The 26,160-nt window shown below is 69.6% G+C and carries 22 protein-coding genes; 11 read left to right on the forward strand and 11 right to left on the reverse strand.

The features are described 5' to 3' along the window. Positions 1-108: 108 nt before the first annotated feature. Complete coding sequence (locus NQ160_RS00300; protein ID WP_257513225.1) at positions 109-816, forward strand: CDP-alcohol phosphatidyltransferase family protein; 708 nt, start codon at positions 109-111, stop codon at positions 814-816. A 3-nt stretch (positions 817-819) separates the two neighbouring features. Here the strand turns inward: NQ160_RS00300 and NQ160_RS00305 are convergent, their stop codons facing one another. Genes NQ160_RS00305 through NQ160_RS00315 form a run of 3 tightly spaced genes read right to left on the reverse strand, consistent with a single transcriptional unit; the run spans position 820 to position 3,498 of the window. Then, positions 820-1,557, reverse strand: a complete 738-nt coding sequence (locus tag NQ160_RS00305) for an SGNH/GDSL hydrolase family protein (RefSeq protein WP_257513226.1) — start codon at positions 1,555-1,557, stop codon at positions 820-822. Further along, positions 1,554-2,243 carry an acyltransferase gene (locus NQ160_RS00310; protein ID WP_257513227.1) on the reverse strand — a complete coding sequence of 230 codons (690 nt, stop codon included), beginning with the start codon at positions 2,241-2,243 and terminating at the stop codon, positions 1,554-1,556. Before NQ160_RS00310 ends, NQ160_RS00305 begins: the two co-directional genes overlap by 4 nt. A 13-nt stretch (positions 2,244-2,256) precedes the next feature. Continuing rightward, on the reverse strand, positions 2,257-3,498 hold the full coding sequence (locus NQ160_RS00315) for a hypothetical protein (RefSeq protein ID WP_257513228.1): 1,242 nt from the start codon (positions 3,496-3,498) through the stop codon (positions 2,257-2,259). Positions 3,499-3,653: 155 nt separating this feature from the next. On the opposite strand from NQ160_RS00315, the gene NQ160_RS00320 reads away from it, so the two are divergent. The 5 genes from NQ160_RS00320 (at position 3,654) to NQ160_RS00340 (ending at position 10,525) form a co-directional block, all read left to right on the forward strand. Beyond that, positions 3,654-4,196, forward strand: a complete 543-nt coding sequence (locus NQ160_RS00320; RefSeq protein ID WP_257513229.1) for a DapH/DapD/GlmU-related protein — start codon at positions 3,654-3,656, stop codon at positions 4,194-4,196. Further along, positions 4,193-5,299, forward strand: a complete 1,107-nt coding sequence (locus tag NQ160_RS00325; protein ID WP_257513230.1) for a glycosyltransferase — start codon at positions 4,193-4,195, stop codon at positions 5,297-5,299. Before NQ160_RS00320 ends, NQ160_RS00325 begins: the two co-directional genes overlap by 4 nt. Positions 5,300-5,439: 140 nt before the next feature. Next, positions 5,440-6,465: a GDP-mannose 4,6-dehydratase gene (gene gmd / locus NQ160_RS00330; RefSeq protein WP_257513231.1), complete on the forward strand. Its 1,026-nt coding sequence runs from the start codon at positions 5,440-5,442 to the stop codon at positions 6,463-6,465. Continuing rightward, complete coding sequence (locus NQ160_RS00335) at positions 6,462-7,430, forward strand: GDP-L-fucose synthase family protein (RefSeq protein WP_257513232.1); 969 nt, start codon at positions 6,462-6,464, stop codon at positions 7,428-7,430. Before gmd ends, NQ160_RS00335 begins: the two co-directional genes overlap by 4 nt. Before the next feature lie 1,583 nt (positions 7,431-9,013). After that, entirely contained in the window at positions 9,014-10,525 is a 1,512-nt protein-coding gene (locus tag NQ160_RS00340) for a polysaccharide biosynthesis tyrosine autokinase (RefSeq protein ID WP_257513233.1), read from the forward strand. A 10-nt stretch (positions 10,526-10,535) separates the two neighbouring features. On the opposite strand, the gene NQ160_RS00345 is transcribed toward NQ160_RS00340, so the two are convergent. Further along, on the reverse strand, positions 10,536-12,398 hold the full coding sequence (locus tag NQ160_RS00345; protein ID WP_257513234.1) for a glycoside hydrolase family 71 protein: 1,863 nt from the start codon (positions 12,396-12,398) through the stop codon (positions 10,536-10,538). A 467-nt stretch (positions 12,399-12,865) separates the two neighbouring features. On the opposite strand from NQ160_RS00345, the gene NQ160_RS00350 reads away from it, so the two are divergent. The 5 genes from NQ160_RS00350 to NQ160_RS00370 all read left to right on the forward strand — a co-directional run bounded on the left by NQ160_RS00350 (position 12,866) and on the right by NQ160_RS00370 (position 18,681). Then, complete coding sequence (locus NQ160_RS00350; RefSeq protein ID WP_257513235.1) at positions 12,866-13,660, forward strand: response regulator transcription factor; 795 nt, start codon at positions 12,866-12,868, stop codon at positions 13,658-13,660. 27 nt (positions 13,661-13,687) lie between these two features. Beyond that, the gene (locus NQ160_RS00355; RefSeq protein ID WP_257513236.1) at positions 13,688-15,346 is read left to right on the forward strand and encodes a sensor histidine kinase; all 1,659 of its coding nucleotides are present in this window, start codon (positions 13,688-13,690) and stop codon (positions 15,344-15,346) included. Beyond that, on the forward strand, positions 15,343-16,476 hold the full coding sequence (locus NQ160_RS00360; RefSeq protein ID WP_257513237.1) for a hypothetical protein: 1,134 nt from the start codon (positions 15,343-15,345) through the stop codon (positions 16,474-16,476). Before NQ160_RS00355 ends, NQ160_RS00360 begins: the two co-directional genes overlap by 4 nt. A gap of 74 nt (positions 16,477-16,550) precedes the next feature. Then, positions 16,551-17,519: a glycoside hydrolase family 6 protein gene (locus NQ160_RS00365; RefSeq protein ID WP_257513238.1), complete on the forward strand. Its 969-nt coding sequence runs from the start codon at positions 16,551-16,553 to the stop codon at positions 17,517-17,519. 85 nt (positions 17,520-17,604) lie between these two features. Next, positions 17,605-18,681, forward strand: coding sequence for a response regulator transcription factor (locus NQ160_RS00370; protein ID WP_257513239.1), 1,077 nt, complete (start codon positions 17,605-17,607; stop codon positions 18,679-18,681). A 46-nt stretch (positions 18,682-18,727) separates the two neighbouring features. Here NQ160_RS00370 and NQ160_RS00375 read toward each other — a convergent pair whose 3' ends face one another. From NQ160_RS00375 to NQ160_RS00405, 7 genes are all read right to left on the reverse strand, one after another. Continuing rightward, positions 18,728-20,173 (reverse strand): glycosyltransferase family 2 protein, encoded by a 1,446-nt coding sequence (locus tag NQ160_RS00375; protein ID WP_257513247.1) that lies wholly within the window; start codon positions 20,171-20,173, stop codon positions 18,728-18,730. A gap of 2 nt (positions 20,174-20,175) precedes the next feature. Next, positions 20,176-20,940, reverse strand: coding sequence for a fructose 1,6-bisphosphatase (locus NQ160_RS00380; protein WP_257513240.1), 765 nt, complete (start codon positions 20,938-20,940; stop codon positions 20,176-20,178). Between the two features lie 183 nt (positions 20,941-21,123). Further along, positions 21,124-21,744, reverse strand: a complete 621-nt coding sequence (locus NQ160_RS00385; RefSeq protein ID WP_257513241.1) for a hypothetical protein — start codon at positions 21,742-21,744, stop codon at positions 21,124-21,126. A gap of 515 nt (positions 21,745-22,259) precedes the next feature. Continuing rightward, positions 22,260-22,958 (reverse strand): endonuclease/exonuclease/phosphatase family protein, encoded by a 699-nt coding sequence (locus tag NQ160_RS00390; RefSeq protein ID WP_257513242.1) that lies wholly within the window; start codon positions 22,956-22,958, stop codon positions 22,260-22,262. A 92-nt stretch (positions 22,959-23,050) separates the two neighbouring features. Then, entirely contained in the window at positions 23,051-23,917 is an 867-nt protein-coding gene (gene truA / locus NQ160_RS00395) for a tRNA pseudouridine(38-40) synthase TruA (RefSeq protein ID WP_257513243.1), read from the reverse strand. Positions 23,918-23,953: 36 nt separating this feature from the next. Continuing rightward, positions 23,954-24,799: a universal stress protein gene (locus tag NQ160_RS00400; protein ID WP_257513244.1), complete on the reverse strand. Its 846-nt coding sequence runs from the start codon at positions 24,797-24,799 to the stop codon at positions 23,954-23,956. Between the two features lie 152 nt (positions 24,800-24,951). After that, positions 24,952-25,974, reverse strand: a complete 1,023-nt coding sequence (locus NQ160_RS00405; protein WP_257513245.1) for a GNAT family N-acetyltransferase — start codon at positions 25,972-25,974, stop codon at positions 24,952-24,954. Positions 25,975-26,160 lie beyond the last annotated feature (186 nt).

Raw genomic sequence — 26,160 nt, forward strand, 5'->3', positions numbered from 1 at the left:
GTTTGCGGCAAGGCGCAATGCACTGAACTTATTTCGGAGCGTACATGCCGGCGGCTGAATCTGAAAGAGTGACTTACGACCTCAAGGTCGCCTGGGGAGGGGACATCAATGGAATTCGCGTATGCATTGCGCACATTGCAGAGTGCGCAGAAGGGCAAGCGAGGCGTCTCGCTTTACTCCCGATGGGTGAATCGGCCGCTGGGGCGGCTGCTGGCCGCCGCATCGGCGGCGGCGGGGATGGGACCGAACGCCGTGACGGCGCTGTCTGCACTCGTGACCGGGGTGGGTCTGATCGTTCTCGCGGTCCCCGCACCCTCGGCGGCAACAGGACTGATCGCTGCCGCGCTGCTCGTGTTGGGCTTCGCCCTGGATTCCGCCGACGGCCAGGTGGCGCGGCTCACGGGGCGCAGCTCGCCCGCGGGCGAATGGCTCGACCACGTGGTGGACGCGGGGAAGATGGTCGCTGTCCACGCCGCTGTGCTCATCGGCCTGTGGCGCGCTGACAGCGTGCCGACCGCGTGGCTGCTGGTCCCGCTGGCGTACGCGTTCGTGGCGGTGGTGCTGTTCGCGGGGCTGACGCTGTACTCGTTGTTGGCTCCGCCCGCGGCGGGATCGGCCGCCGCGCCCTCCACGCTGCGCTCGGTCGCGCTACTGCCGGCGGACTACGGCATTCTGGCGCTGAGCTTCGCGCTGTGGGGCGCACCCATGACGTTCCTCGGCGCGTACACGTTGCTGCTCGCGGCGACGACCGCCATCACCGCCGGCCTGCTGGTGAAGTGGTTCAGGTCCCTGTCGGCCGCGCCGGCGGCGCGCTGACGGCTACGGAAGCGCCGCGAGGAGCGCCTCGGCGATTTTGGCGTGGCCGAGATCGTTCGGATGCACGCCGTCCGCCGCGAGCGACGCCTCGTCGCCGGCGAGTGGCTGCCCGAGGTCCAAGAAGACGGCGCCGACGCGCTCGGCATGCTGCTGGATCTGGGTGGACATCACCGCAACGGAAGCGGGCGGGTCCTCGTCGTCCCACAGCACGTTCGTGACGAAGACCATGCTGTCCGGATATGTCCCGGCGACGGCGTCGAACAGCTGAAGGATGCCCTGCTCGGTGGCCGCGTCGCTCAGCGCGGCGTCATTGCGGCCACCGGAGATGATGACGATGTCCGGCACGACCGCGGCACCCTGAACAGCCATCCGTACGAACGACGGACATTCCTCGCGTCCGCACGCTGCCCGTGCCGCCGCGCCCGCGACGGACCCGGTGAACCCGGTTCCGCCCCGGGCCAGGTTCTCCGCCACCCATCCGCGCTCGGAAGCGACCACCGCCGCCCAGGCCTTCGTGTCATCAGAAGCGCCGGCACCCGCTGTGTAGGAGTCCCCCAGGAACAGTGCGACAGGAGCGCTCTGCGGCGCTGCCGCACCGACTGCCGGGCGGGCGGTGTATGCCCCGATCAGCAGTCCGGCGACCGCGAGTCCCGCCACGGCGACAGCCCACACGGGGGCACCGCCCCACTCCTGCTGCCACCACCGGGACGCCGTGCGCGGGGGGACTCGGCGGCGCGTCACACCACGCCCTTAACGATCGTGTCGGTGTCGGCGAGCCAGACATCACCCGTGGATGTCCGCTCGCGGTCGAACCAGGCTCCCGAGACGGGACCGCGGTGTCGCGCCGGGACCCCAGCCCACAGCCCGGGCTCCGGATCTGCGGCCCGCGAACGCACGAGAACCGAGCCCGCGCCCAGTACCGACCGCGCCGGGAGAACAGCTCCGCCGAGGATCAGCACGCGGGTTCCGACGAACGAGCGTTCCCCGATACGGACCGGAAACGCCGCCTGCGCGTCGTGGGCCAGATCGACACTGTGGCTCATCACCCTGCTCTGATGCCCTGCAAGGGATGCGAAGGCGCCGAGCGTCACCGACCCCGAGCAATCCAGCTGGTGTCGGCTGGTGATCTTCGCGTGCGAATCCAGACGCAGCGACGCCCCGTCCGGCAGCAGCCGCACGAACACCGGGTGCGCGGAGAAGAGGTTCCACCGTCCGATCGCCGCGGATTCACCGAGACGCACCTCGCGGAGATTCTTGAACACATTCCAGCGTCCGACGCGCGCGTCGGGCGCCACGGTGAACCGGCCCACACGCCACACCAGGTTCGACCTCGCGGTCGCCCGCGCGTCGACAGCATGACCCAGGGCGCGCAGCAACGCATTCTTGGCCCCGGAGGCGGGAAGTACCCAGATGATCAGAAGCGCCACGCTTCGCACTCGATCACGCATCGATCTCCTCCTGGATCCCGGTCACGGCCGGGACCCTGTTCTCGCGGATGACGCGCCCCGCCGCCACGACCTCGACGGCGGTGCGCGCCACCAGCCCGAGAACGACGGCGATGAGCGCCCCAATCGTCCCCCAGACCATCGCTCCCACCGCGACCAGGGGCAGCCCGATCGCCGCGCTGATCATGGTCGCCTGCCCGGCAACGCGCACGCGGCCGAGCGATGCCAGCACCGCCTTGGCCACGAGGGACTCGAAGAAATTGACGGCGACGTACACGCCCATGAGCGCCACCACCGCCGCGCCCACCACGATGCGCCCCTGCCCCAGCCACTGCAGGACGAAAGGCCCCAGCACCACGACGCCTGCCCCGAGCACCACCGCGGCGACACCGCCCACGGTGAGCGCCTGCCGCGCTCGCTGCGCCCCGTCGCTGCTCTGCCGTTGCGGCACCCATCCCTGCACGACCGTCACGAGCGGCACCAGCGCCACGCTGACCTGCCGCTGGAGCTTGTCCACCAGGGCGAACACGGGCTGGGCGAACGGAGCAACGAGCGAGACGATCACCAGTGGAGCCGCGATGTACACGGCGGACCCGAGCGCGGTGGCGAGCCCATGGCGCTGCCGCGCCAGGACGGTGAACACCGTCGCAGCAGGCGGCGATGCCGCGCGAGAAGACCAGGTCGTGGCCAGGACCCAGACGCCCGAGCACACGAAGGCCATCAGCATTCCCCCGAGCATCGCGCACAGCCCCACGCCGGCGCCCGCTCCTGCGGTCATCAGCACGATGCCGACGACTGTGCCCAGCACGCGCGGCACCGTTTCGAGCGCGAGCATGGCGAAGGGCCGGCGCACGCCCACGAAGTACCAGTTGGCCGAGACACCCACTGACGCAGCCGTGATCGCGCCGAGAACGGCGAGGCCCGGGGCGGCCGGGGCTACCAGTGCGGCAGCGCCTCCGGCGAGCGCCGTAGCCGGCACGACCAGCAGCAGACGGGCGCGAACGGACTCGATGTACTCGGTGCGGCGCTCGGGCGCATCGGCCACCGCGATGCGGGCCGGGCCGGAAACGCCCCATCCGTAGCCGATGGCCGCCGCCGCGATCGCGCCCACCGACTGGCCGAGGGCGATCGCCCCCCATGCCGCCTCGCCGTCGGCGCGGATCATCGCCGGTATGACGGCCAGCGAAGCGGCCGCCAACAGCACGATCGACGACGCGAATCCGGAGACCCGCCCCATTCCCCCCGCGACTCTCCGCATTCCGCGCAGCACAGCGGACATCCCCCACCCCCGTGTCCCGGCGCAGCATCCCCCAGCTGACAGCCGTCGTTCGGGCCTACCGTAGCGCATGGTCGTCGCGCTGTCGTCGACAGCGGCTGCGTACAATGACCGCCATGGGGGCAAGGCGACATCTGGCAGGATTCACCGGCGCGGGATACGACAAGGGGCGGGGTATCGCCTGGCAGGTGGCGTGGCAGGTGGCATCCGCGATGCTCGTCATGCCGTGGTTCGTGCCCGTTCGCCTACGAGTCACGGTGCTCCGTGCGTTCGGTGCGCGCATCGGCATGGGGGTCAACCTCCGCTCGGGGGTGCGCATCCACTGGCCGTGGAAGCTGGACGTCGGCGATCACTCCTGGATCGGCGAGCGGGTGTGGATCCTGAATCTCGAGCCGGTGCGCATCGGCAGCGACGTATGCATCTCCCAGGGGGTGCTGCTGTGCACCGGCAGCCACGACCGTCGATCCCCCACCTTCGAGTTCGACAACGCACCGATCACGATTGGCGACGGCGCCTGGATCGCCGCCCGCGCGACGGTGCTGCGGGGAGTGGACGTCGGCAAGGATGCCGTCGTCGGCGCGACCGCGCTGGTCACGAAGGACGTGCCGGCCGACCGGACCGTCCTCGCTCCCGTCGCCACGACGGCGGACCTGCGGTGAGGGTGCTGGCGGTCGTCACCCTGGTGAGCCCGCACGGCGAGTACGGTGGCCCGTTGCGGGTCGCCGTCAATCAGCTGCAGGCGCTCGCCGCGCGGGGACACGAGGTGCTGCTGTGCGCGGCGGCACGCGGATTCGACGTGGTGCCGGACCAGATCGACGGGGTCCCGGCGCGACTGTACCCGGCGCGCAACCTGCTGCCGGGTACGGGGTTCGCCGGTCTGGCCTCGCCTGCGCTCTGGCGCGCCGTTCGGAAGAACGCGCGCGACTTCGACGTGGTGCACATCCACGCCGCCCGCGACTTGGTGACCCTTCCAGCCGCGCGCATTGCCCAGCGCCAGGGTGTACGCACGCTTTTGCAGACCCACGGCATGATCGACGAATCGTCGCACCCGCTGGCCGCACCACTGGACGCGATGCTCACCCGCCCCGCGTTGAAGGCTGCGACCGCGGTGACACACCTGACCGAACGCGAGCGTCGTTCCCTCGTCGGTGTCGGTCGTAACCGGGCGCGCCTCGTCGACCTGCCCAACGGGGTGCCGCCGGCCGAGCAGGCGAACCCCCGCACCACCGGTGGGCATCTGCTCTACCTCGCCCGGCTCGCTCCCCGCAAGCGGCCCGCGCTCTTCGTCGAGGCGGCCACCCGACTCGCACCCGAGTTCCCCGACGCCACCTTCGCACTGGTGGGCCCCGACGAGGGCGAGGGCGACGCCGTGCGCGAGGCGATCGCCCGCTCCGGGTTCGCCGACCGCATCCGCTGGGAAGGACCCCTCGCCCCCGAGAGGACCGCGGCGCGCATGCGTGAGGCCACCGGGTATGTGCTCCCGTCTGTCGACGAGCCGTATCCGATGTCGGTGCTGGAGGCCATGGCCGCAGGGCTTCCGGTCGTCGTCACCGACACGTGCGGGCTCGCCCCCGTCGTGGCGAAAGCAGACGCCGGCGCCGTGATCGATGACCGTCTGGATTCGCTCACCGACGCGATGCGCGGTCTCCTTCAGGACCCGCAGGCGGCCCGCACCGCCGGCCTGCGCGGGCGGTCGCTCATGCGCGAGGAGTTCACGATGGACGCGATCGCCGCGCGCCTGGAGCAGCACTACGCGGGATAGCGCGCTTGCTTGGCCGCCCCTCGACTCCCTAGACTCACACCACCGCCGACTGGGGACGGCACGCGTGAGATGGCTCAGGGGGACTCATCTCGACATCGCGCGGCGGTGCGGCAGCGCCATGCACTTGGGGGAAGACGCTCATGAAGCGCGCATTCATTACGGGTATCACGGGGCAGGACGGCTCTTATCTGGCCGAGTTGCTGCTGGCCAAGGGGTATGAGGTGCACGGTCTCATCCGTCGCGCCTCGACCTTCAACACATCGCGGATCGACCACCTTTACGTCGATCCGCACCAGCCGGGCGCCCAGCTGTTCCTGCACTACGGCGATCTCAGCGACGGCGCCCGGCTGACGACTCTGCTGGCGACCATCCAGCCGGACGAGGTCTACAACCTGGCGGCACAATCACACGTCCGTGTGTCATTCGACGAGCCCGAGCACACCGCCGACACCACGGGCAGCGGGTCGGTTCGCCTGCTCGAAGCGGTGCGCATGACCGGCATCCAGACGCGGTTCTACCAGGCGTCGTCGTCTGAACTGTACGGGGCGACGCCGCCGCCGCAGAGCGAGACAACACCGTTCTACCCGCGCTCGCCCTACGCCGCCGCGAAGCTCTACAGCTACTGGATCACGAAGAACTACCGCGAGGCGTACGACATGTTCGCCGTCAACGGCATCCTCTTCAACCACGAATCACCCCGGCGCGGTGAGACCTTCGTCACGCGCAAGATCACACGGGCCGTGGCTGCGATCAAGATGGGCACACAGGAGCACCTTTACCTGGGCAACATCGATTCGGTGCGTGACTGGGGCTACGCCGCGGAGTACGTCGAAGGCATGTGGCGGATGCTGCAGGTCGATGAGCCCGACGACTACGTGCTGGCCACCGGCATCGGCATCACGGTCCGCGACTTCCTGCAGGCTGCGTTCGAGCACGCGGGCTTGGAGTGGCAGCGCCATGTGCGCTTCGACGAGCGCTACCTGCGCCCCACCGAGGTCGACGCGCTCATCGGCGACGCCTCCAAGGCTGAGGAGCAGCTGGGATGGCGAGCTACGGTGGGCCCGCTGGAGCTGGCCCGCATCATGGTCGACGCCGACATCCGCGCTCTGGAACACGCCGGCACGCCGTGGATCGACGCGGTGTCACTCAGCGGGTGGGCGGCATGACGGGTCCCGCGACCGGAGGGCTGGACCGCGACGGGTCGTTCTACGTCGCCGGACATCGCGGGCTGGCCGGCAGCGCCGTCACGCGGAGGCTGCAGCAGGAGGGTTTCACCCGCATCGTCACGCGCACGTCGGCTCAGCTGGACCTGCGCGAGCGGGAGCCCGTGTTCGCGTTCTTCCGCGAGACGCGGCCACGCTACGTGGTTCTGGCGGCCGCGAAGGTCGGTGGAATCCTCGCCAACAGCACCTACCCGGTGGACTTCCTCAGCGAGAACATCCGCATCCAGACCAACGTGATGGATGCCGCGGCGGACTCCGGGGTGGAGCGGCTGGTCTTTCTCGGCTCCTCGTGCATCTACCCGAAGTTCGCAGCCCAGCCGATACGTGAGGACGCCCTTCTCACCGGGCATCTGGAGCCGACGAACGACGCGTACGCGATCGCGAAGATCGCCGGCATCCTGCATGTCCAGGCGGTGCGGCGTCAGTACGGGCTGCCGTGGATTTCGGCGATGCCGACGAACCTCTACGGCCCGAACGATAACTTCTCGCCGCTCGGCTCCCATGTACTGCCCGCTCTGATCCGCCGATACGACGAAGCCGTCCGGCAGGGCGCGCCCGCTGTCACGAACTGGGGTACCGGAACGCCGCGACGGGAGTTCATGCACTCCGACGACCTCGCCGACGCCGTTCTGCACTTGATGGAGAGCTACGACGGCGACTCCCATGTGAACGTCGGCACCGGAGTCGACGCGACGATCGCGGAGGTCGCGCAGCAGATCGCCGAGGTCGTCGGGTTCGAGGGCACGACCCGGTGGGATGACTCCAAGCCTGACGGCACGCCTCAGAAGCTGCTGGACGTGGGGCTGCTGCGTTCCACAGGATGGTCGCCGTCGGTCGACCTGGCCGAAGGACTGCGTCGCACCGTGGACTGGTACCGTGCCAGCCCGGACGTGCTCCGGGTCGCCTGAGCCGACGGCTTCGTGGCCGGCGGGCCTTCCCGCCCGCCGGCCACGAATAGCAGGCACGCGATCATGACCACGGTCGCGCCCGTAGCCTGCAACAGCGATCCGCGCATGAGGATCGTCATGAACACCGGGAAGACCGCACCCACGATCGCCCACACTCCGCCGGAGGCGAAGGCCGCGACGATACGCACGTCCATGACCCGCAGCGCGAAGCCGAGGGCCAGGAACACCACGACCACCGCAGCCACACCTCCGTTGACCAGCGCCTCGGCCCACATCGGCGCGGAGAGGTTGTCGAAGCTGTAGCCGCGGTACTCCGCCAGAACGATTCCCGAGTCGGTGGGTTTGTCCGGCCAGATCGCGCGCGGCACCCAGAACAGCAGGTTGCCCAGCAGCTGCCTGCCCGGCTCGACCAACCCGTCGATCCAGTACGACAGTGCGTTGGCTATCTGCCAGAACGCGTCGTAGTCGGGGTTCGCAAGGTACTCGCCGAAGAAGCTCGTGCGGTTCACCCGCACCTCATCGGAACGGAAGGCGTCGGCGATGGGGAACAGGAACAGGAACCCGACGATCGCCACGAGCATGGTCAGGCGAGCACGCAGCCGGGTCGCCATCGCGCCGGCGAACACCACGAGCGCGAACGCGACCGTGCCGAAGGTGTAGCGCGCGCTCGCGATGGGGTTGACGATCAGGAGCAGGACGACCGCTGCGGTCAGCGCCGCGAGCCCGGACACCCGACGCACCGTGGGCCACACTGCCGTGCGTCGCAGCTGCGCCAACGCGCCGGTGGCAATGAGCAGCGGGTAGATGGATGCCGCATACATGACCGCGCGGATGGCCGGATCCGGCCACTGCGCGTTGCGCGCCGCGAACGCGGCTTCGCGGCTCCCCAGCGCCGCCGCCGTCCCTATCCGGCTGACGAAGTACGCGCTGACGGCCAGCCCCACCACCGCGAGCACGGCGGTGCGAACCGGGTCCACCCCGCGCGGCGCAACGGCCACGGTCGCGCGAGGACGCTCGTGCTGCTGCCACGCGACGGCACCCAGGCGGGCCAGCTCGTAGCATCCGACGCCGAGCGCGACGATGCCCGCGGTGGGCACGTCGAAGGCCGAGTCGATCCCCGGTGTCGTGGTCGACACCGCGTCGGCGCGGATCTGCGCCGTCGGCGCCAGGCCCATGAAGATGTACGTGAAGATCCAGAAGAAGAAGTCGAACAGCTGCGGTCGCCCCGAGACCCAGGTGAATGAGAGCCGGATGCCGCCCCACACCATCACCAGCAGCGTGATGATCCAGGCGTCGCTGCGCCCCTGATCGGGGATCTCCGTCAGCAGGTACGCGGGCACCCCGACCGACAGCACAGCGATCGACGCGGCGGTGAGCGTCAGCCTGACGCTGCGGCGCAGGTCCGCGGATTCACCCTTGTCGGCGCGAACGCCGAACCGCGCATACGACGGCCCACCGCCGTTCAGATTCATCCCCACGCACCCGCCCCCTTCGCCTATCATGACAGACGGGGCTCGCGTGAAGGACTCTGCGCGACTGGGGGGGACAGCTCGATCTCGATCGGGCTGCGAAAGGACGCGCGCATGGAGTCGAGTCGTATTCTGCGGATCATCCGCTTCAACTGGATGAACATCATCCTGTGCATCATGCTGGGGGCCGCGGGCGGTGCCGCGGTTGCTTGGGCGACTCCGCCCGAATACACCGCTCGCGCTGATGTCTTCGTAGCCGTCACGGGCAGCTCGACCACGGGTGACCTCGCGCAAGGGAGCAACTTCTCCCAGCAGCAAGCCCGGAACTTCAGCGCTGTCGCCACGCGCGAAGTCGTGCTCGCGCCGGTGATCGAACAGCTCGGACTGGACATGACGACCGCCGAGCTGCGCTCCCAGGTATCCACGTCCGTCGCGTTGAACACGTCGATGATCTCCATCCAGGTCACCGACCCGGCTCCGCGGCAGGCCGCGCGGGTGGCCAACCTTGTCGCACAGAACCTGGCGAGCGTTGTACCGACGTTGTCGCCACAGGTCGACGGTGCTTCGCCGGTTCGCCTGCGCGTGATCGAAACCGCGACCCCGCCGTCGACGCCCTCCGCACCCAACACCGCGATGCTGGTGATCATGGGCGCGCTGGCCGGTGTCGTGCTGGCCGCGCTGGTGATCACCCTGCGCGTGCTCGTCGGGACGCGCGTGCGTACGGCTGAGCAGGCTCGCGAGGCCGTCGGAGCCGAAGTCATCGGCTCCATCGTTTACGACCGAGCTGCTGCGCGTCGGCCCCTGGCCATCCTGAACGACCCCCAGTCCCTGCGCGCGGAGGACTATCGCCGACTGCGGGCGAACCTGCGGTTTCTGCAGGCGGCCGAGCCGCACCGCGCGTTCGTGTTCACCTCCTCGCAGCCGGGTGAAGGGAAGAGCTCGACCGCCGCGAATGTCGCCGTCGCACTCGGTGCGGCGAAGCTCTCCGTGTGTCTGGTCGAAGGGGACCTCCGCCGTCCGTCGTTGGGGCGGGTGCTCGACCTTCCTCCCGACGTCGGCTTCACGGATGTCATCACCGGCGAGGTGGACCTCGACGACGCACTGCAGAGCTATGGCCCGGACGGGGTGCACGTCTTGCTGGCCGGCGACGTGCCTCCCAATCCGGCCGAGCTGCTGGAGTCCGCGGCTGCGGTCGAGATCCTGGAGCGTCTGCGCGCCGCGCATGACGTGATCATCATCGACTCCCCGCCCCTGAACGCGGTGGCCGACGCCGCCGTGCTTGCCCGACTGTGCGGTGGGGTCGTGTTCGTCGTCGGGGCACGCCGTGTGCGCGCGCGGGAGGTGCGCCGCGCCGTGAGCCGGCTCCACGCGGTCGGCGCAGACGTCGACGGCGTGGTGCTCAACATGACGACGGCCTCGCACGCCGACCGCCGCGGCTACAGCGCCTACACCACCGGCGGCCCGGCACCCGTCCATGGTGAACGGGCGCCGAGCCGGGGATCCACGAGCGCCGCCGCCATCGATGACGTCGACATCGACCTCGAGGCAACGTCGACGCCCACGCCGCGGGAGTCGAGGGCGTCACGGCGCCCGCCGGCAGAGGAGGCCACAGCCTCACGTCGGTGACACTCGCCGACTACTTCACGCTCGTCGCCCCGTGATAGCCGAGGTCCTGCACCTTCGGCGAACTCACGATCGCGTGAGGTGACGTCAGCTGCAGCACCGTGGTCGTTCCGCGTGTGATCTTCACTGAGGCGGAGCCGACCTTCAGCGGCACGGTGAACGCCGACACACCTGCGGGCGCCGAGAAGGAGCGCGCCACGCCCCCGACTGTGATCGTCACGGTGGCCGGCGTCTTGAGGAACACCAGCGCCTCGACGTTGTCGGTGGGTTTGACCGACGACGTTCCGCCGAGCGTCGGCAGTGCCAGCTTGTGCAGAATCGTCGGCTTGGCGCCGACGAACTGCGTGCGGTGCGTGAGGAACGCCTCGTCCGCCGTGACGGCGGGTCTGGCGCGGGTGTGGAACCAATCAGCGTAATAGCGGCTGATGTCGAGGAAGGTGTCGCCGTGGTCGACGGACGGGGCGAAATGCGTGTTCTCGCTGTAGTCGTTCCAGGTGACGAGCTGGACGTACACCGCGTTCTTGGAGATCGCGCTCTCCCACGAAGCCCGGAGGTTCGCCGTGTTGCTCGACTCCGCATAGACGCCCGCCCGCGGCCGATAATCCTGCACCGACACCGGCGCCATCCAGGTCTTGCCCAATGCGGCAGCTCTGGCGGCGTAATCGGGACCATTGGCCGTGTGCCACTGCGTCCGAACGCCCCAGTTGCCGAAACCGTCTGCAATCGGAGCAAACGCCTTCATGTTCGCGTCGCTGGCGGAGAGGAACACCGCCTGGAACGTGATCGGAACGCCGTGCGTCTTCTCGAGCCGATCGATGATCGCCCGCCACCAACTGACGCTCTGCGACTCTGCCGCGAAGGATGACAGCAGGTAGTCGTTGCCGACGCGGAATGCGCTCGGCGATTTGTACAGCGTGGCCAGCTTGTCGGCGACCGCCGCAGCCGCGGATCTTCCTGCGGAAGCCTTCACATCGATCATGGGCACGATCGAGAACCCACCCTCGCGCTGAGCAGCGGTCATCAGATTGACCGTCGCGTCCCAGTTGCTTCCGCTCAGGCTCATGATGTTCACGGTGAAACCGTCGATGCCTGCCGCTTTGGCCTGTCGGACCTCCCTCTGGAGGTTCTCCACCTTCCAACCCGACGACGTCGACGGAGTGACGGCTACGGGGCGATCGCGCAGCAACCCACCGTACGCCGCGTGCTTGCCGTTCTCTCCGCCGACGGCGAGGTAGTTGCGCGTGTAGTAATCCGACGCCGCGGGCTTGTTGTCGATAGAGACCGGATAGGGAGGGAAATAGTGTGCGAATACCTTCCGCTCAGAGGGAGCGGCGCGTACCGCGGATGCCGACTGATCCGGAGCACCCGCGACCGCCGCGTCGCCCGGCTCTGCACGCACTGTGTCCGCAGGGGTGTACGTCATCGTCAGCGACGGGGCACCGTCCCCCTCACGCACGTAGGTCGAGGAGATGAAACTCTCCAGGTACTCCATGCGGAGGGAGAGCGAGTCGCCGACGACAGCGGGGGCGACGTCGGGGAGGTCGATCGTCAGGCGCGTTCCGCTGACGGCGATCGGAGCCGTCTGGTTCATGCGCAGCCCGTCCTCCAGGGGACGGTTCTCGTAGGTGAGCGATGAGGCGTCCCACTCGTTCGTCTCCGGGAAGACCGCCACGCCCTCTTCTGTCGCCGTCGAGTACTGCACGGTCAACTCGAGCTGAGCGGACGCGGGAACAGTGGGGTCATAGTCGTCGGGCAGCTCGAAGCGCAGGTATGCGCGGTCCTGGCGCGCGGTGGCGCTGAGCGGCCCGGTCGCCACCGTATCGGGCGCGCGCAAAGACACCGTCGCCGTATCGACGGGCTCGAGGGTGACACTCACGGCGGGCTCCGGTGGATCCGAAGCTGCGCGCGCAGCAGCGGTCGGCGCGGCAACCGCCGAGGCCATCAGCAGCGCGGCGACAGCAGCCGCCAGAGCGAGACGAACAGGGCTTCTTTCAGAGCCCGATGGGAGTTGACGAGCGGACGAGACGGCTGGATACATGTTTTCCTTGTTCGGTTGACATGGTGATCCCGCGCATCCATAGGAGGCACGAGCCTCCCCCAGAAGCCCTATACTGACACGCCGCCACGAACCCCGGACCGCCATGAGATCGTTCTCATCCTTCCCGTGGCTGCGGCCATCCCCGGGCCTGCGCCCCGAGCAGGGACGTGCAACCGTCGATGAGTCGAGCGGGCCGGTTCTGGCGAATACCGGGCCCGGAGAGGAGTAGTGTCCGCCGTATCTGACACAATCGGACGAACACTGAACGGATGCTGTGGGGTCCGTTCCGCCAGTGAGGGGGACACATGGCGCACACCGCTTCGCCGAGGGCGGTCGTCATCGACGACGACGCCGATGTCCGGCATCTGCTTGTCGAGATTCTGACCAGTGCGGGCTTCGCCGTCACCGCTGCAGAGAACGGTGCCGACGGAGTGGCCGCCGTCCTCGCGCACGATCCGGTGATCACGACCGTCGATGTGGACATGCCCGGCATCGACGGCTTCGAGGCCACGCGACGCATCCGTGCCAACGGCAACGACACGTACATCGTGCTCATCACCGGCCTCACCGATGAGGCCGACATCGTGCTCGGTTTCGGCGTCGGGGCCGATGACGTGGTCGTCAAGCCGTTTCGGGCCCGTGAATTGCGTGCGCGACTGCTGGCGATGCTGCGGCGCCCCCGCACCGCCGAGACGGTGTCGGCGTCATCGAACGGCGGCGAGCGCCCCACGCCGGGGGGCTTCACGCCGACCGACATCGTGCGTCTCGACGGGCTCGTCCTCGAGCGCGACACCCGCACAGTCAGCGTCGACGACGTCGACGTGCCGCTGACCCGCACCGAGTTCGACCTGCTGGCGACGATCCTCGAATCGGGGCGACGGGTGCGCAGCAAGGCGGACCTGGTGCTCACCCTGCACGACGAGACGTACCTCGATCCCGCGCGCGTCAGCGACGCGGATGTGCGCGCCATCGAAGCGCACATGACCAACCTGCGCCGCAAGCTCGGAGACAGCGTGCATCAGCCCCGCTTCATCGAAACGGTGCGTGGTGCGGGCTACCGCGCGATCGCCGGCGACGCGGGCGAGGACGGCGACGAGTAGGCCGCACGGCGTCGATACACTGACCAGATGGCGGCCGTTCCCCCACCCCAGACGCCGCCGCGCTACGACAGCGCACCCGGCAGACGCAGCGACACCCGAACGCGCTCCATCTGGCAGTGGCAACTGGTGCTCGCCGTCGCCGTCGCGGCGATCGCCGTCATGGTCGCGCTGCTGACACCGACCACGTTCACGTTCATCTTCTTCGACATCGGCGTGGTGCTGCTCATTCTCGTGAGCGCTGCGACGCTCGCCATCCCGTGGCATCGGGTCGGGCGCGCCGCCGTCGCCCTGGTGCCCGGCCTCGACATCGTCGCGATCGGACTCATGGCCGCAGGCACTGACGGGATGATGCTGGCCATCCTCTGGGTCTTCCCCATCGCCTGGTTCGCCACGTACTACACCCTCCCGTGGCTCGTGTCCGCACTGGCGGCCGTCGCCGCCATCCTCACCATCGACACGTTGACCACGGAGTTGACGCCCGCGCACACGCTGCAGGTGACCGTCGTGCTGCTGTCCCTCGTCTTCATCGCCATCACCATCACCACCGGCTCCCGCCGCACCCGCGCGTTCAGCCGACTGCTCTCGCGCCAGTTCACCCAGCTCGAGCGCACCCTGCGCCGCGTCGAGGCACAGGAGAAGCGCGCGCTGGCCCTGTTCAACTCGGTCGACACGGCGCTCGCCCATGTCGACCGCCGCGGGGTCATCCGCAGCTCCAACCACGCCTACCAGCGCCTGTACTCGGTGAACGACGGCTCGCACCCGCACCCCACGACCGCTGTGGAGTACGACGGCTACCGGGGCAGTCCCCTGCCCCCGCACGACACGATGGTCTCGCGCGCCGCGCGCGGCGAGCTGATCGACGACCGGCGCATCTGGCTGTTCGACGCCGAGGGTCGATGGCATGCCCTCGATGTCTCGACGAGCGCCGTCGTGTCGACCGCCGACGAACGCGAGACGACACTGCTGTCCGTCCGCGATGTGACGGCCGCCGTCACCGCCGAAGAGGAGAAGAGGACGATGACCAGCATCGTCTCCCACGAGCTGCGCAACCCGCTCACCGCCATCATCGGCCACGTCGACCTGCTTCTCGACCACGACGGACTGCCGCCGGACGTCTTGGCGAAGCTCACCGTGGTCGAGAACGCCGGTCAGCGGATGGAGCGGCTGATCGCCTCGGTGCTCGAGAAGCACAAGCCGACCGCCCCGGCCGCCGAGACGGTCGACCTGCAGCGCGTCGCCGCGGCATCCGTCGACGCCTTCCGCCCCGCTGCGCGGAATGCCCAGCTCACGGTCGACGCCGCGCTCGACCCGGATCTCTTCGTCAACGGCGACGCCTTCCGGCTGCGCCAGGTGCTGGACAACCTCATCGGCAACGCCGTGAAGTACACACCCCGCGGCGGACACATCCGCGTCGAAGGACAGCGCGTGCAGGATGAGGTGCGCCTCGCCATCTCGGACTCCGGCATCGGCATGACAGCCGCCGACGTCGATCGCATCTACGAGCCGTACTTCCGCGCTCAGAGCGCCCGCGACAGCGGCGTGCCCGGCACGGGTCTCGGCATGGTCATCGCGCGCGACATCGTGCAGCAGCACGGCGGTCGGCTCGAACTCACCAGCGCCCTCGGGCGCGGAACGACCGTCGTGCTGCACCTCGCAGCCCACGACGAGGAAAGGACCGCCCCGTGATCGACCCGACGATCGGCGTGGTGCTCGTGGCCCTGTCGACGGTGAACACAGCCGTCATGATCGGTCTCGGGTTCTTCCGCCACCCCAGCCGAGCCAGCGCGATCTGGAGCTTCGCCTTCACCCTCGCGATGGTCACCTCCTACGGGTGGATCGCCTCCGACGTCACCGGCTCGGCGGCGCTGCGCGCCGGCTGCGCCGGGGCCCTGCTGGGGGCGACGATCTTCGTGTGGGCGGGCGTCCGCGCCTGGCGGGGCAAGCGCCCCTTCGTCGAGATCGCCGCCGGTGTCACCGTCGTGCTGTGCATCGCCCTGCCCCTAGCCGCCGAGAGCGACGCCTTCGGCCTCGCGTTCCGGCTCGCCTTCGTCGTCGGGGCTGCGTTCGCCGCTCTCACCCTTGCCGAGCTGGTGAAGATGGGCGCGCGCATGCGCCACGAGATCATGCCGCTCGCTCTGGCATCCAGTGGTTTCATCCTGTTCGGCGTGCTGAGCACCGTCGATGCGTTCGTGCAGGGCGCGCCCGCTGCCGGCTCCGACGGGCTCGACCTCATGCGCAACCTCAACTCGATGGCGTCGATCGTGTACGGGGGCGCGGCGCTCATCACGGTGCTGCTGCTGACCCGCGACGGTGCACCGATCCTGCGCACGAAGATGGCGCCGTCTCCCTTCCGCGCGGTCGCCGAAGACCGGCTGCGCCGCGCCGAGGCGCTCGGCGACAAGTGGTGGTGCCTGCTGGACATCCGCCTCGACGACCCGGTCGACCTGCGCGAGGCCTTCAGCGCCACCGACTTCGCGAGGGTCGCGGACCGGTTCGCGCGGGATGTGCGTTCGGTGCTTCCCGCCGACGCCGATATCGTGAGCCACGATGACACGCACATGACGGTTCTGCTCCCCCGCCCCGAGGGAGCGGTGCGTGGGCTGCTGGCGCGGCTGCTCGACCGCGTCGCCACCCCGGACCCGACGCACCCGATCGCGGTGCGGGTGTCGGCGACCATCGGCTGGGCCGGCGTCGACGTCGTCGGGTATGACCTCGACGACCTGCTGGCGGCGGCGCGTCTGGCGGGCGCGGAGGCGCAGCGCAGCGGCGGCGACCGCTGGGAGCGCGTGTCGGCCGCGCCGCCGTCGCGCGGGTGATGTCCCGGCGGATCCTCGGGCCCCGCCCGAACCGCCCGCGCGCGGGGCGCCGCCGCCCGCTGCCGCGCGGGCTCGTGATCACCGTCGTCGCCCTCGGAGTCGTGGTCGTGCTCGGCGTGCTCGCCACGGTGGGGCTGCTCGTCACCCGTGCGGTGCAGGCGTGGGGCGCCCAGCCGCCCGCTGTCGGCACGACGCTGGTCGTGGCATCCGACTCCGCCGCGGCGCAGGCCGCCGCCGCTCGCTCCGGCACCGACGCCGAGCGGGCGGCTGCCGCCTACCTCGCCGCGCAGCCCACCGCGTACTGGCTCACCCCGGAGCGGGATCCGATCGGGGAGGTCTGGGGTCGCATCGCGCACCTTGCCGCCCAGGCCAGGGAGCAGAAGGCGTCCCTGGCGGTCGTCGTGTACGGCCTGCCCGGTCGGGACTGCGACGGCTTCTCGGCCGGCGGGCTCGACGAGGCCGATTACGCCACATGGACCGGCGAGATCGGCGAGGCGCTCGCCAACGCACGCGACCTGCAGCGCATCGTGCTGCTGGAGCCCGACAGCCTGGCCCTCGCGCCCGAGTGCGGCAACCTCGACGAGCGCACGCGGCAGCTCACCGGCGCGGTGGAGCGCCTGCACGGCGACAACACGTGGATCTACCTCGATGCCGGACACGCGGACTGGCACTCCCCGTCGGTCATGGCCGACATCATCGCCCGCACCGGGCTGCTCGACCGGGTGCGCGGCTTCGCCACGAACGTGTCGAACTACAACACCGCCGCCGCGGAGTTCGAGTACGCCCACGCCCTCGCCGCGGCGCTCGGCGGAGGCCACGCCGTGATCGACACCTCGCGCAGCGGCGCCGGCACGAACGGCGACTGGTGCAACGCTCCCGGCCGACTGATCGGCGAACCGGGCGGCACGTTCGGCGATGACGTCGTCGACACCAATCTGTGGATCAAGCCCCCGGGCGAGAGTGACGGCACCTGCCACGGTGGCCCTGCTGCCGGAACGTGGTGGGCGGATGCCGCAGTGGAACTCACCCGGAATGCGCGCTGAGAGGACGTACGGTACAAGGAATACGGGTGGGGGTTGTGGCGTGTGTAGCATGAGCACCACACCCGTCCCCCTGAGGTTTTTCCACATGAGTGATCTGACAGCGCCCGAGAAGACGGCGGTGATCGTCGAGGACGATCCGGACATCCGGCACCTTCTCGTCGAAGTCCTCGAGGCCATGGGGTTCTCCACGGTCTCCGTGGGCAACGGTATCGACGGGGTGCGGGCGGTGCTGTCGTATCAGCCCCTCATCACCACGCTCGACGTGACCATGCCCGGCATCGACGGCTTCGAGGCCGCCCGCCGCATCCGCGCTCAGAGCGACACCTACATCATCATGCTCACCGGGCTTGAAGAAGAGGCCGACGTCGTGCTCGGCTTCGGCTCGGGCGCCGACGAGTACGTCAACAAGCCGTTCCGCCCGCGCGAGCTGCGCGCCCGCATCGAGGCGCTGCTGCGCCGACCGCGTATCGGCGGCAACGCTCCCGTCGCCCGTCGCCAGGATCAAGTGGGGCCCACGTTCCCCGGCGCCCGGCCCGCGACCTCGACGATCCCGGTGACGCGGCCCGCGCCGGCGGAGACGCTGGTCGAGTACGCCGCGCACCCGGTTCCGTCTGCACGCGCGGGTGCCGCTGCGCCGTCGACAGCCGGACGCCCGGTCGCGCCTGCGGCGTCGCCGTACCCTGCGGCATTCCCGCACCGGGAGGAGCGGGCCGCTGCCGGAGCCGCAGCCTCAGCCGGGGATGCCCGCCCGGTCGTGGTGACGGCTTCGGCGGGGCCGCAGCCCGGCGACGCCCTGGCCCGCATGCAGGGGCCCGGACCGGTGGGTCCGGGAACGCTGGTGCACCGGGACCTCGAGCTCGACCCCTCGACCCGCATCGCGGTGGCGGCCGGCGCGCAGCTGGAACTCACCCGCACGGAGTTCGACCTGCTCTCGACCCTGATGGAGTCCAAGCGTCGCGTCCGCAGCAAGGCCGACCTCACCCTCGTGCTGCGCGGTGAGACGTACGTTACGAGCTACTTCGTCGGCGAGGCCGACAAGCGCGCCATCGAGGCCCACATGACGAACCTGCGCCGCAAGCTCGGCGACAACCCCGCGAACCCGCGCTACATCGAGACGGTCCGCGGCGTCGGCTACCGGATGACCTCGGAGCTGATGGCCTGAGCGCCCGGCCGGTCCCGGCTCGGACCCGCGCCCAAGCCCGCGCTGGTCAGACCTTGTAGCCCTGGTGGCGACGCAGCAGCTTGAACACCATCCCGAGGGTCTGCAGCACCGTCACGACCCCGACCACCGGCCAGCCGACCCACAGGATCGTCGACTGGACCACCGGGCCCAGCATCGACCAGATCACGCTCATGGCGACGATCACCGCGATGAGCAGCACCAGTGGCATCCAGTGCGCCGAACCGCCACCGCGCTCAGCCCGCGCCTGCATGGCCCAGTTGTCGACCTTCTTGCGCGACAGGAACCGCGTCCACGATCGCAGGAAGTGACTGATGCGGATCCACATGAAGATCTCCGCCGGAAACATCAGCCCGGCAAACGCGATGTCGCGGCCGTTGCGGTTCTTCATCGTGTACGCGATGCGCAGGTTCAGCAGCACCGCGATCACCGGCGGGATCAGCCACACCGGCGAGAACACGAACGCGCCGATCGACAGCGAGCCGGCCAGCAGGGTGAGAAACGCCACGCGCACGAACAGGTTCGTCAGCATGCCGAGGTTCTCCCACCAGCGCAGCCGCAGGTTCGGATGGAAAGGCTGCCCCTTGGTGTCACCGCGCTGTCCGGGCCACATGAGCTCGATCGACCCGTACGTCCACTTCACCTGCTGGGCGTCGTAGCCGCGCAGGGTGGTCATGCCGCCGACGTCGGCGCGGGCGTAGGGGCTGATCTTGGTGAGGTAGCCGGCGCTCTTGATCTGCAGCGACAGCAGCGAGTCCTCGACCTCACTGTCCTTCACCCACGGACTGGACTGGTGGTTCGCCGACATCACCTGCCGCAGTGCGGTCGTGGAGAAGATCGAGAACTGTCCGCCGAGCACCGCCATGTTGCGCCCGCGCAGCAGGTTCTGCAGGTTGAACGCAGCGAACTGGGTGCGCTGACCGGCGATGAGGAACTTCGCCACGAGGCCTTTGAGCGGCCGGTCGTCGATCGAGTAGATCGCGGAGATGCCGCCGATGCGCGAGTCCGACACCGCCTCGGTCTCGAGGTACTCGACCGCGCGCGAGTCGGCCATGGTGTCACCGTCGACCCCCAGCAGATAGTCGTACCCCTCCACGAGCGCGTAGCCGTAGTTGAGCGCACCGACCTTCTTGTCGGGGTTCTTGCCGATGTCGTGCACGAACACCTCGGTGAACTGCTCGCCCAGGTCGGTCGTGATCTCGTGCGGGCCGGCGAACTCCGAGGCGATCTTGACCGTGGCATCCGTGGTGTTGTTGACCACCACGTGGATGACATCCGGCACCCGTGTCTGCTCGAGCAGCGACTGCAGCACGGCTCCGATCGACTCCTCCTCGTTGTACGCGGGAATGACGCAGCCGATCGTGGATCGATGCCCCGTCGTGTGCTCGAGCACCGCGGAGAAATCGTCGGCGAATCCGGGCAGGTCGGGTTCGAGCTCCTGGGATGCCGGCAGGTGCTGACCGTTGTGCGCCATGGTCACGACGTGGGTCCTTCGGTCGGAGCGCCGGTGCCGGTCCCCGTGCCGGTGCCCGTCTCGGCCTGCGGGAAGATCGCGATGGGCAGCTGGTGGTACACCGTCTGCTGCGCGAAGGACGCGTCGTCGTTCGCCGCGCCCTCGACCCAGATCGACAGCTGAAACTGCAGAGTCACCCCGAAGGTGTCCGGCGGCAGCTGGTGGATAGTCGTCTCGGGCACGTGCAGCCCGCCCTGGAAGCTGTTCAGCAGCAGCCCGCGGTCGGAGCGCAGCGTGTCGGTCGGCACAAGGGTGCGGGGGTCGGCGGCGAACTGGAAGGGCGTCGACACCTGGCCGCCGCTCTGCGCGGTCTGCGACGTGATCGCGACCTGCGAGATGTACACCCGGCGCTTCTGGGTGAGGACGGCCTTGTCGTCCACCCGGTGGTCGTAGACGTTCACTGCGAAGCCGAAGGTCTTCTCGCCCATCGGCATCCACTCGCGCGTGCGCTTGGGGTCCGCCGCCCAGACGTCGAGGCGCACCTCGAGGCCGTCGGCGACCTCGGAGGTCAGGGAGACCGAGCCGTCGTAGGTGAACTGCGAGTCGAATTCCGCCTCGGCAGCGGCCGACGGCACGGGCGCCTGGGGAACGCTCTCGACAGTGCCGGCCTGGGCGCCGTTGAAAGCGTCGAACAACGAGGAGCATCCGGCCAGGGGCAGCGTTGCGGCAAGCAGCAGCGCAGCTCCGGTGAGGAGGCGGGCAGGACGGGATGAGCGGGGGGAAGCCATACGAGACCGTTCTGAACGGGGTGCGTCGGGCGCACAGCGAAAGCCGCCCCGGGGGGGTGCGAATTCGGGTTCGCGGGGTGTGGCGGCGCCTGAAGTCTAGGGTCGGGCGAGTGCCCGGAACCGCCCGATGACGAATCCTCGTCCGTATCTTGAGGCGTTCTTGTGGGAGCGATCCCGCCGACGTCAGTCGGCGTCGGGCGCTGCCGCGATCGCGACGGTCAGCACATCGGTCGCCGTCTGCTTGGCATACTCCGCCGACGTCGGCGTCGTCTGCACCAGATAGTCGAAGGTGAACTGCAGCGTCACGAACGTCGCCTCGGCCGGCACGGCCGCGACGTTGAAGGTCTGGGAGTAGCTGTACGGGGTGAGCACGAGGTATCCGGGGCTCACGGTGGCGGCATCGATCTGCGCCGGCAGGGCGTCGAACGTCTCGGTGGCGTTCGCCGGAATCGCGAGCATCGACGCGCGCTGAAGATAGACCTTCTGCCCGTCGGCGGGCGTGACGGAGGTGACCATCGATATGCTGACCGGCTTGACGGCACCCGCCGTCCAGCGGTCCATCGACAGATCCGACCAGTAGTCGACGGTGGCCGCCACCGCGCCGGCCTGCAGCTCGCGCTGCGTGCTGCCGCTGGACAGATCGTTCGGCACGGGCGGGGCCACGGTGGCCGTCGCGAGATCGTGGGGCTGGGCCTCGGCCGCGGACTCGGCGCTCCACGGGGCCGGACCGCACGCGGTCAGCACCGCCACCGCCACGATTGCTGCGACGCCCGCCGTCGCCTTGCGCACACGGGCTCGCGTCATGCCGATCTCCTTCTCGCGCGGTCCACATCGGACCCCGGCACAGTCTAAGCGCCCCGGGGGCGACCTCCCGTCCGCCGTCGGGCGTCGATCGGCAGGCGTCACCGGCCTCGGGACACCCCGCGGGGCCGCTCGAAAGCCGGTCGACACCTCAAGCTCAGCTCAATGCTCTGCCCTGTGGACCGGGCCGCAAACCGCCGCTCGCTCCGGCCGGGCACCCAGGCCCGCTGTATTTCGCGCGACGCGCCGCGCCTGGCGACCGAAGGACAGGATGCCATGTTGAGGTAAGGCGAAGATGCCGCAGTTCTAGCGCAACTTTGGCGCAAGACGCTCAAGCCTCCGTCCTCGGCAGGTTCAATGGCGGAGTGGCGACGTGGGGATCGTCCCACAGGGGGAATGCTGTCAGCCGGCCGCGAAAGTGGGGATCCGGCCGGCTGCGGCATCCACGTGCGCGAGCGTGGCGTCGGGGGGCGCCACGCCGCGCACGTCAACACCCAGCACGACAGCGGCGTCGGCGCTCAGGCAGCGCCCTCGCTGGCGCGCATGACCGCTGACGGAGTGGCCGTCACGAGGATCGGCAGGTGGTCGCTGCGCCCCTGTGGCAGGGTCGTGACGCGCTCGATGTCGAAGCCGACCGACGTGGCGAAGTCGTAGTGGCCGCGGAAGAACTTGTACCGCGTGTACGTGCGCACGTCGCTGAGCGTCAGCTCGTAGCCCGCCTCGCGCACCCGCTGGCCCAGGTTCTCTTTGAACACGGGGTAGTTGTAGTCGCCGACCATGAGGGTCGGCAGCGATTCGCCGAGGCTCGCCAGCTCGGTCAGCGCCGCCTTGATCTGATGGCGTCGCAGCGAGTTCAGCGCCGTCAGCGGCGCTGCGTGGAACGACGCGACGATGAACTCGCGGTTGTTGTCGATGTCGCGCAGGCGCACACCCAGCATGCGCTCCTCTGCGGGCTTGAGCACGCGATCGTGCAGCGACTTCTTCAGCGACATCGACCGCGCCTCGAGGGCGCGGAAGGTGTTGTCGCGGTAGTACACCGCCAGGCCCAGCCGGTTGCGGTGCGTGGAGCCTGCCAGCTTCAAGCCGCCGATCTGCGGGGGCAACTCGGCGGTCACCGCCTCTTGCAGGCAGAGCACATTGGCACTGTGGCGTTCGACCAGATCCGTCAGCTCGCCGGCGGCACGATGTTTACGCAGGTTGTACGAGATCACTCTCATGGTGATTCCAGCGTAGGCCCGCCGGCTGGCCGCCCGGTGACGGTTGCGCGTGCGTCGGCTGGGAGGTATTCCGGCGCACGCGTATGCCGCTGCTACTCGGCGTCGCGGCGGTTGCGGGTCTGCGCGGCGCGTGCGGCCAGCAGATCGTCGGCCGGATAGCCCACCTCGGTGAGCGTGAGCCCGCGCGCGGCGAGCACCTTGAACTCGCTGGTGCGCACGCCCTCGTCGCGCAGCTCGACGACGTCGGCAGGGCTCAGTCGCCCCTCGCCCACCGCCACGCACGCCCCGACGAGAGCGCGCACCATGCTGTGGCAGAACGCGTCGGCCTTCACATGGGCGATGAGCACGCCGGCCGCGTCGCGGTGCCACTCGAACTCCAGCAGCGTGCGGATCGTCGTCGCCTCGTCGCGGGGCTTGCAGTACGCCGCGAAGTCGTGAAGGCCCACGAGCGAGCGGGCAGCGGCATCCATCGCAGCCACGTCGAGGCTCGTGCGCACCGTCGTCGTGCGATGCCGCTCGAGCGGGTCGTACCCGGTGACCGTGTCGGCGATGCGGTACTCGTAGCGACGGCTCGTCGCCGAGAACCGGGCGTCGAAACCGTCCGGGGCGATGCTCGTGCGGCGTACCGCCACGTCGGGATACTGGCCCAGCACCCCCGCGATGCGGCCGGCGAGGGCCGCGATCCGTGCGGCCTCGTCGGCGCCGGCCTCTGCGCCGTCGCCGCGCCCGCGACGGGCCTGCAGGCGGGCGGCCTGCGCCTCGGTCAGGTCGAGATGCGCGACCTGACCGGTCGCGTGCACACCGGCATCCGTGCGTCCGGCCACGACGAGCCGGGGCTCACCCCCCAGGATGCGCGCGATGGCGTCTTCGATCGTCCCCTGCACGGTGCGCAGCTGCGGCTGCCGGGCCCACCCGCGAAAATGCGTGCCGTCGTAGGCGATGTCGAGGCGAATGCGCACCACGACAGCCTACTCAGCCCTCCCCGCTCTCCCCGGTCAGCGGGTGACGACGGTGACGGTCGCGAGGCGCTGCAGCACCTCGTGGCTGACCGACCCGAGCAGGAACCGCGCGAGAGCGTTGCGGCCATGCGTGCCGATCACCGCGAGCTTGGCGGTGGCGGCCAGTTCGTTGATGACCTCCGAGGGGAATCCCTGCACGGCCTTCTCTTCGATCACCAGGTCGGGGTACTGCGACCGCAGCCCCGCGAGCGAGAGCGCCAGGCGCTCTTCGGCGGCGCGCTGCATGTTCGCGAGGTACAGGTCGGGGTAGACCATGGGGGCGGTGCGCGGAGTGACCACGGGCGTCCAGACGCAGACGGCGGTGAGCGGCTCGCCCAGCCGGTCGGCTTCGGCCGCGGCGAAGGTGATCGCCCCTTCCGACACCGGCGAGCCATCGACGCCGACCACCACACCGCGGCGGTCGTGGATCTCGATGTCGGGCACGACGACGACCGGGCAGTGGGATGCCGCCACGATGCGGATGCCATGCGCTCCGCGCGCGGGGCCGGAATCCGGTCCGCGGTAGTCACTTCCGATCACCAGCAGCTCCGCGTTCTCGGATGCCTGCGCGAGCGTGGTGACGGGATTGCCGGCATCCACCCTCGTCGTCACCGGCACACCCGAGCCGGATACCCTCTCGGCCTCGTCTTGGAGCATGCGGTTGGTCGCGTCGAGCACCACGTCCATCACGGCGCCTTCACCGACGGTGCCGATGGCGCCGCCCACGACGCTCACCAGCTCGACGCGGTGGTTGCGGTGATGTGCTGCGCGGTCCACGGCCCAGTCGACGGCCCTGCGGGCCGCGGGGGCACCCGTCACGCCCACCACGATCGTTTCGCTCATGTCATCCTCCATCGGATCGGTGCGCCTGCGGCCAGCCTAGGACGCGACACCCCTGCGCGTCCTGGGGTCGGGCCGTCGATATCCGCGGGGGTGTTGCGGGACGTCGCGGACGGGGCGCTGCCGGCGCGGCGGCGACGCCCCGGCATCCGACCTCAGAACTCGCGCACGAGCACGCGCTCGCGTTCGGTCGCCACGAATCCGAGGCGCTCGTAGAGCGAGTGAGCGCCGGTCGGGCTCTCGGTGTCGACATCGAGCACGGCCTTCTCGAGGCCGGCTGCGGCCGCCGTCCGCAGCGATTGGGCGATGACGAGCGGAGCCAGCCCGCGCCCGCGGTGCGAGCGCACGACGCCGATGAGGTCGATGTACACGTGCGAGGCGCCCAGAGCCGCCCAGTCCTCTTCGTTGACCGAGCCGAGACAGAACGCCACGATGCGGCCGCCGTCAAGCGCCAGTGTCGACAGGTCGGGACGCAGCAGTGGGCCGCCCACGAACTTCTGCCAGGTCTCGGTCGTGCTGGGGAGGCTCCCCCAGTGGTCGCGGAAGGCATCGTTGCGGGCCTCCAGGGCCTGCAGAGCGCGCTCGGAGCTGTAGGGCACGAGGACGATGCCCTCGGGGACCTCAAGCGCCGGAACGGGCTGGGAGAGGTCGCGCTCCATGGTCGTGAACCAGCGCTGCACCTGCAACCCGTGGCGCTCGAGCAGCTTCGCAGCGTCGTCGTTGCTGCCCTCCGCGTAGGCGCGCACGGTGCCGGGGAGAGTCGATCCCGACTCGACGAGCCGGCGCAGCGCCTGCGCATACTGCCACTGCACCACCTGCGCGCCGATGCCCCGCCGTCGCCAGTCCGGATGCACGGCGCCCGAGATGTCCACCTGCACGCGGACCTCGCGCGACGGATGCACGATCGCGCTGCCGTAGGCCACCGGGGCGCCGTCCGCGGCGAACCCGATGACGGTGTCGCGGCTGTGGTCGATGTGCGACATCTCGAAGGTGTCGGCGATCTCGTCACGGGGCACCGTCCACGTCGGGTGGTCGACACGGCCGGCGGCGATCTCGATCCCGTGGATCGCGTCGATGTCGTCGCGGGTGGCCATCCGCCAGGTCGGCACGTCGGGATGCTGCGGCATCGCCGGGTCCGCTGCGTGGCGGATTCGGTCTGCAAGGGTCTGCTCAGTCACCACTTCACGCTATCGCGCGCCGCCGAGGGAGTATTCGCGTGCTCGAGTGAGTACTCGGGCTCGACGGAAAAGCGTCGCGTTAACGAGAGAAAGCCACCCAACATTGGGTGGCTTTCTCACGGAAGAAGTCCGGCGGTGTCCTACTCTCCCACAGGGTCCCCCCTGCAGTACCATCGGCGCTGAGAG

The organism is Microbacterium sp. zg.Y909, from assembly GCF_024626565.1.